Source organism: Caballeronia sp., assembly GCF_028292365.1.
Lineage (GTDB): Bacteria > Pseudomonadota > Gammaproteobacteria > Burkholderiales > Burkholderiaceae > Caballeronia.
On record NZ_JAQGMM010000533.1, the window covers coordinates 1 to 6,453 of the forward strand.

The 6,453-nt window shown below is 61.8% G+C and carries 5 protein-coding genes and 1 pseudogene; 1 reads left to right on the top strand and 5 read right to left on the bottom strand.

The window, feature by feature from the left end:
• Positions 1–682, bottom strand: a pseudogene (locus tag JWR14_RS31290) (cytochrome P450); the annotation flags it as partial.
• A 129-nt stretch (positions 683–811) separates the two neighbouring features.
• Between JWR14_RS31290 and serB the strand changes: the two are divergent.
• Positions 812–1,660 (top strand): phosphoserine phosphatase SerB, encoded by an 849-nt coding sequence (serB, locus tag JWR14_RS31295; RefSeq protein WP_299717140.1) that lies wholly within the window; start codon positions 812–814, stop codon positions 1,658–1,660.
• A gap of 64 nt (positions 1,661–1,724) precedes the next feature.
• Here the strand turns inward: serB and JWR14_RS31300 are convergent, their stop codons facing one another.
• The 4 genes from JWR14_RS31300 to rimO form a co-directional block, all read right to left on the bottom strand.
• Positions 1,725–2,921: a cystathionine beta-lyase gene (locus JWR14_RS31300; protein WP_299717142.1), complete on the bottom strand. Its 1,197-nt coding sequence runs from the start codon at positions 2,919–2,921 to the stop codon at positions 1,725–1,727.
• Positions 2,922–3,010: 89 nt separating this feature from the next.
• Positions 3,011–3,676, bottom strand: coding sequence for a hypothetical protein (locus tag JWR14_RS31305; protein WP_299717144.1), 666 nt, complete (start codon positions 3,674–3,676; stop codon positions 3,011–3,013).
• Between the two features lie 26 nt (positions 3,677–3,702).
• A complete protein-coding gene (bktB, locus tag JWR14_RS31310; RefSeq protein ID WP_299717146.1) occupies positions 3,703–4,890 on the bottom strand; it encodes a beta-ketothiolase BktB in 1,188 nt (395 codons plus the stop codon).
• Between the two features lie 74 nt (positions 4,891–4,964).
• Positions 4,965–6,356: a 30S ribosomal protein S12 methylthiotransferase RimO gene (rimO, locus tag JWR14_RS31315; protein WP_299717148.1), complete on the bottom strand. Its 1,392-nt coding sequence runs from the start codon at positions 6,354–6,356 to the stop codon at positions 4,965–4,967.
• Between the last annotated feature and the right edge of the window lie 97 nt (positions 6,357–6,453).

Genomic DNA, 6,453 nt, shown 5'->3' on the forward strand with positions numbered 1-6,453 from the left:
CGTCGGCTTCGCTCTGAATCAGCCGCGTCAGCACATCATGTTGCGGATCGCCGGGATGCGCACGACGGCGCGCAACCAGCGTCACCAGATAATCGATGAAATCCGCTACCGCCCGATTACCCCGCGCTTCCTGCTCCGGGGTGAGCGCAGGCTCCAGTGCACCGAGAATCGCGAGCGACCAGTCGCGCAATGGTGCGCGTTCATCGTGCGGCACGTCGAGCAGGTTGCCGATCACTTCAACTGGAATCGCTGAAGCGAAATCATCGATTAAATCGATCTCGCCGAGTGCCGCAGCCTGGTCGAGAAGTCCATCGATCAGACTCACAAGACCCGGTTCCGTTGCCGCAATCGCGCGCGCAGTCAGCGCGCCCGCGATCAGTTTGCGCACACGCGTGTGCCGCGGCGGATCGTTGAAGACGAGGCTTGTCGTGTGATGCGCAAACAGCGGAGTATGAACGCCATACTTCGGGCCAAATTCCACGGTCTTGTCCGAACTGAAGGTTTTCGGATCGCGATACACGGCCTGCACGTCCCGATAGCGCGTGAGAAACAGCGAGCCATCGGGCATTGTCTTGATCGGCTCGCTGGTGCGCAACGCGTCGTAGACCGGATACGGATCGGCGTAAAACGCGGCGTCGAGCTTGCGCAGATCGAAGTCGAGCGCGCGTTCGGTCGGGGTCATGCGAGTCTCCGTCGTTTTATCGGCAACCATCATAGCGGCGCGGCGCGCAGATCCGCCATCGGTCGGGACCATTACAATGACGGGTCTTGCGCACCTTTCCCACGCTATTTTTCTCGCTTGCCGCCCGTCATGAACCTTGTCATCCAAAGCCTCGATCCGATCGCCGATACGCATCTGAAACCGCTCACCGCCCTCGCCCGCGCTCATGACAAGCAGAGCGAACGCGCGGACGCCGGCCGGGTGCTGCGCCTGAGCGGTGCGGATCCGCTGCAGCGTCCGGATATCGATGCTTATTGCGGCACGCATCGCCTGGACTACGCGTTCATCGACCCGGCATCACGCCTGAGCGATTTTGGCCTCGTCGCCATGGACATGGATTCGACGCTGATCACGATCGAGTGTATTGACGAGATCGCCGATTTTTGCGGGTTGAAGGCAGAGGTAGCAGCGATCACCGAAGCGTCGATGCGCGGTGAGATCAAGGATTTCAACGAGAGCCTGACGCGGCGCGTCGCGCTGCTGAAGGGCCTCGACGCAAGCGCGCTGGAACGGGTTTATGAGGAACGGCTGCGTTTGTCGCCGGGCGCGGAAATCATGCTCACGGGGGCGAAGGCGGCGGGATTGAAAACCCTGCTGGTATCCGGCGGTTTCACGTTCTTCACCGAGAAGCTGAAGGCGCGGCTCGGGCTTGATTTCACGCGCGCAAATACGCTTGAAATAATCGATGGCAAGCTGACCGGGAAGGTCACCGGCGAAATCGTCAATGCCGATGTCAAAGCGCGTACGCTGCGCGAAACTTGCGCGCAACTGGGCATTGATCCGCAGCGGTCAATCGCCATGGGCGATGGTTCGAACGACCTGAAGATGATGGCGGAAGCGGGCTTGTCGGTGGCGTTCCGGGCGAAGCCGGTGGTGCGCGAAGCGGCAGGACTGGCGTTGAACTTCGTGGGACTGGACGGGTTGCTGCGGTTGTTTTGAACGGGCTCGTATCGCGAGACACGGGCTGAGCCGAAAGACTTAGCCCTTGTCTCGATCAACATTTTCAGGCTTCCAGCCCTGCCAGCGCCCGCTCCAGATCCGCTCGCAGATCGGCCTCATCTTCCAGCCCGATATAAAACCGCACCAGCACGCCCTCGTGCGGCCAATCTCCGGCGGTGCGCATCGACTTGATGTCATACGGCATCGCGAGACTATTCGCGCCGCCCCAGCTCCAGCCGATCGCGAAGTTTTCCAGCGCTTCAACAAAGGTATCGATTTGCGCCGGGCTGTAGCGTTTATCGAAGACCACGGAGAACAGCCCACCCGCCCTCGTGAAATCTCGTTTGAAGAATTCATGACCCGGGCAATCCGCCAACGCCGGATGCAGCACCGCCGAAATTTCCGGCCGCGCCTTGAGCCAGTGAGCCAGCGACAGCGCTGTCCGGTCATGAGCGTCGAAGCGGATTTGCATGCTTGGCAAACTGCGCAGCACGAGCGAACAGTCGTCCGAAGACACGCCAATCCCCATGCGCATCCGCGCGCTCTTCAATCGCATGTGGATGGCTTTGTCGGCGGTGATGGTCGCGCCCATCAGGATGTCACTCGCGCCGGACTGGTACTTCGTCAGTGCCTGCACCGAGATATCGACGCCATGCTCGAACGGCTTGAATGCGAGACCCGCCGAATACGTGTTGTCGATAGCGGTCAGTATCTTGCGCGCCCGCGCGACCTTCGTGATCGCGGGTACGTCCTGCACTTCCATGGTCACCGAACCCGGCGCTTCAAGCCAGATCAGCTTGGTGTTCGGCCGGATCAGCGCATCGATGCCCGCGCCGATCAGTGGATCGTAATACGTCACTTCGAGGCCGAAATCCGCCACGAGCCAATCCGCGTGATCGCGATTCGGCGAGTATGCGTTGTCGGGAATCATCACGTGATCGCCGGCCTTCACCAAGCCGAAATACACGTTCGATATAGCCGATAACCCCGAAGGCTGCAGCAGCGCGTGCTTGCCGCCCTCGATCACCGCCAGCCGCTGCGCCAGCGCAAGCGACGTGGGGGTGGCGTGCAGACCGTAGCGCCACTGACTATCGTCGCTCCAGACGAGCGCGCGCATGGTGGCGAGATTCGGAAATACCACGGTCGACGCCCGTGTAACCGGCATCGAGAACGAATCAAAACCGGGGGTGAGCTGATCCTCCGGATGAACGATGCGGGTCTGCAGGCTGCGCGCATTGGACGAATTGCTGGAATCGGTCATGAGTGTCCTGCTTGTTCGAGGCTATAAGAAAAAAGCGTCATCGCGTGAAGCCGATGACGCCGTGTTACATCGAACGGCGAGTTCGTGTTTCACTCGCCGATGATCACGTTGCTGGTCCCGCCCAGCGCGTGGCCCGCTGCCGGGGGAGCGGGCGGAGGCGCCGGCTCCAGCGATGGCGCAGCCGATTGCGGCGCCTTCGGTGCAACCGCGCTGGCGGCAGGGGCAGGCGCAAGACCTGACCCGACCGGCTTGAGGTCGAAGGGCAGCGGATTGGAATCGTCGGCGTTCATGCGTTCGCCCGACACGCTGCCATCGGCTGCAAACTTGCCGACCCAGTTCCCGGTGATATGCGTGCCGTCATTCGACTCTTCGATCTCGAGCGTATCGCCATCGCGGTCCCCCGCAACCACGATCACCGTCGTTGCTCCCGCGAACCGGTATTCACCGTGCACACCCGTGCGCTCGTCCGTTTTCGCGCCGAGCTTCATTTCGATCTGCTTGTCGCCGAGCGTGCCGACATAGGTCGGGAAACGCGCATAAGCCGGATTGGGGGTCAGCGGTTTGGCGGGCGGAAGCGCGAGCGTTTCAATTGCTTCGGCCGTACCCGGTGCCTGCAGGCCCAGATTGCCTGGCGTAGCCGCTGCGCGTGCCGCCGACACGGCTCGGGAGCCGTCCGGCGGCATGGCCGAATTACAGCCGGCGAGCAATAGCGCTGCCGCCATCGCCGCCACTGCCGCCACTTTCATTTGCGTCATCGAATAGTTTCCTGTCCTTACCGTGCTCATACGCGTTCGAAAATTGCCGCGATGCCCTGCCCGCCGCCAATGCACATTGTCACCAGCGCATAACGTCCGCCCACCCGCTGCAGTTCGTACAACGCCTTCACGGTGATCAACGCGCCGGTCGCGCCAATCGGATGGCCGAGCGAAATGCCCGAACCGTTCGGATTGACCTTCGCGGGGTCCAGTTCCAGTTCCTTCGATACCGCGCACGCCTGCGCCGCAAACGCTTCATTGGCTTCGATCACATCGAGATCGCCAACGGTCAATCCCGCGCGCTCCAATGCCTTTCGTGTGGCCGGAATCGGGCCGATGCCCATGTACTTCGGATCGACGCCCGCGTGCGCATACGAGACCAGCCGCGCGAGCGGCTTCAGGCCACGCGATTCGGCCGCACCGCGTTCCATCAGCACGACGGCCGCGGCTGCGTCGTTGATGCCCGACGCATTGCCCGCCGTAACCGTGCCGTTTTCCTTGGCAAACACCGGCTTGAGCTTCGTGAAATCCTGGAGCGTGGCGTTCAGGCGGACGTGCTCGTCGGTATCGAAGACAATGTCGCCTTTCTTCGAAGCCTGCGTGACGGCAAGAATCTGCTCCTTGAAATAACCCGCCTCGATAGCCCGCGCCGCGCGCCGATGCGATTCGAGCGCAAGCTCGTCCTGCATCTCGCGCGAGATGCCGTACTTCGCGGCGACGTTTTCTGCTGTCACGCCCATGTGGATTGCATCGAAGGGATCGTGCAGCGCGCCGAGCATCATGTCGATGAGACGCGCGTCGCCCATGCGCTGGCCGAAACGCGCCGACTGTGCGAGATACGGCGCGCGGCTCATGCTTTCCGCGCCCCCGCCGATGGCGACATCGGTGTCGCCAAGCAGAATGGATTGAGCGGCCGAGACGATCGCCTGCAGGCCCGAACCGCACAGGCGGTTGACGGTCAGTGCGGGCGCATGCTGCGCCACGCCACCATTCAACGCGGCGACGCGCGCCAGGTACATGTCCTTGGGTTCGGTCTGGATCACGTTGCCGAAGACCACATGACCGACGTCCTCGCCCGACACATTCGCTCGCGACAAGACTTCACGTACCACGCGAGCACCGAGATCCGTCGGGCTGAAGTCCTTCAGTGCACCGCCGAAATCGCCAATTGCGGTCCGCACGCCGCTGACCACCATCACTTCACGTTGCGCCATGACAGCTCCTTCGTCTCAGTAGTTTTGCGCTTTGCTAAATCCGCCGCGCCGAGCGTGAAATCACAATCAGACGCTCAGACTTCGCCCCACAGGTCGTGACCGTCGGCGCCGGTGATCTTCACCGACACGAAATCGCCCGCCTTGTAGCGCTTCGACGCCTTCTTTGCCGGCTCGATATACACCACGCCGTCGATCTCCGGCGCATCCGCCGCGGTCCGGCCGACACCGCCTTCGTTGCTCAGTTCATCGACGAGCACTTTCAGCGTCTTGCCGATCTTGCGTTTCATGCGTTCCGCCGACAATTCCTCGGCCAGCTCCATGAATCGTGCACGACGGTCCTCGCGCACTTCGTCGGGCAGCGCGCCGTCGAGTTCGTTGGCCGTTGCGCCTTCAACCGGCGAATAGGCGAAACATCCGACACGATCCAGATCGGCGATACGAAGGAAGTCCAGCAGCGTCTGAAATTGCTCTTCTGTTTCGCCTGGGAAGCCGGCGATAAACGTGCTCCGGATGGTCAGGTCCGGGCACATCGCACGCCACTTCTGCACGCGCTCGAGCACCTTCTCGGCGTTCGCCGGGCGCTTCATGCGCTTGAGCACTTCGGGGTGCGCGTGCTGGAACGGCACGTCCAGATACGGCAGCACGTGGCCCTTCAACGGACCTTCAGCCATCATCGGAATGACTTCGTCCACGCTCGGGTAGGGGTACACGTAATGCAACCGGACCCACGCGCCGTATTGCACAGCAAGCTCGCCCAACGCGCCGACGAGGTCCGTCATGCGAGTCTTGATCGGCTTGCCGTTCCAGAAACCGGTGCGATATTTGACATCGACGCCATAGGCGCTCGTATCCTGCGAAATCACGAGCAGTTCCTTGACGCCGGATTTGAACAGGTTCTCGGCTTCGAGCATCACGTCGGCCACTGGCCGCGAGACCAGATCACCGCGCATGGAAGGGATGATGCAGAACGTGCACCGGTGATTACATCCTTCCGATATCTTCAGATACGCGTAATGCCGCGGCGTCAGCTTGATGCCGGCGGGCGGCACGAGATCGATGAACGGATCGTGCGGCTTGGGCAAATGCAGATGCACGTGGCTCATGACTTCCGCCGTCGCGTGCGGCCCGGTGACGGCCAGCACTTTCGGATGCACTTCCTGAATCAGGCCTGTCCCGCTCGCGCTCTTCTTCGCGCCGAGACAACCGGTCACGATCACCTTGCCGTTCTCGTGAAGCGCCTCGCCGATGGCGTCGAGACTTTCCTGCACGGCTTCATCGATAAAGCCGCAGGTGTTGACCACGACGAGATCGGCACCGTCATATGAGGGGGATATCTCGTAACCTTCCGCGCGCAATTGGGTGATGATCTGCTCGGAATCGACCAAGGCTTTTGGGCACCCGAGTGAAACGAACCCGACTTTAGGGGCCGAAGGAGCCGGCACGGCGGGGGAAATGGTCTGCGACATAGGTGAGTCCGGCGTATAGCGGTGACGATGGCGACAAATGGGGACGGTGCGGCAAGGCTAAGGGGTCCGATGTCCGTAAGGACCACGCTCGGGCAAC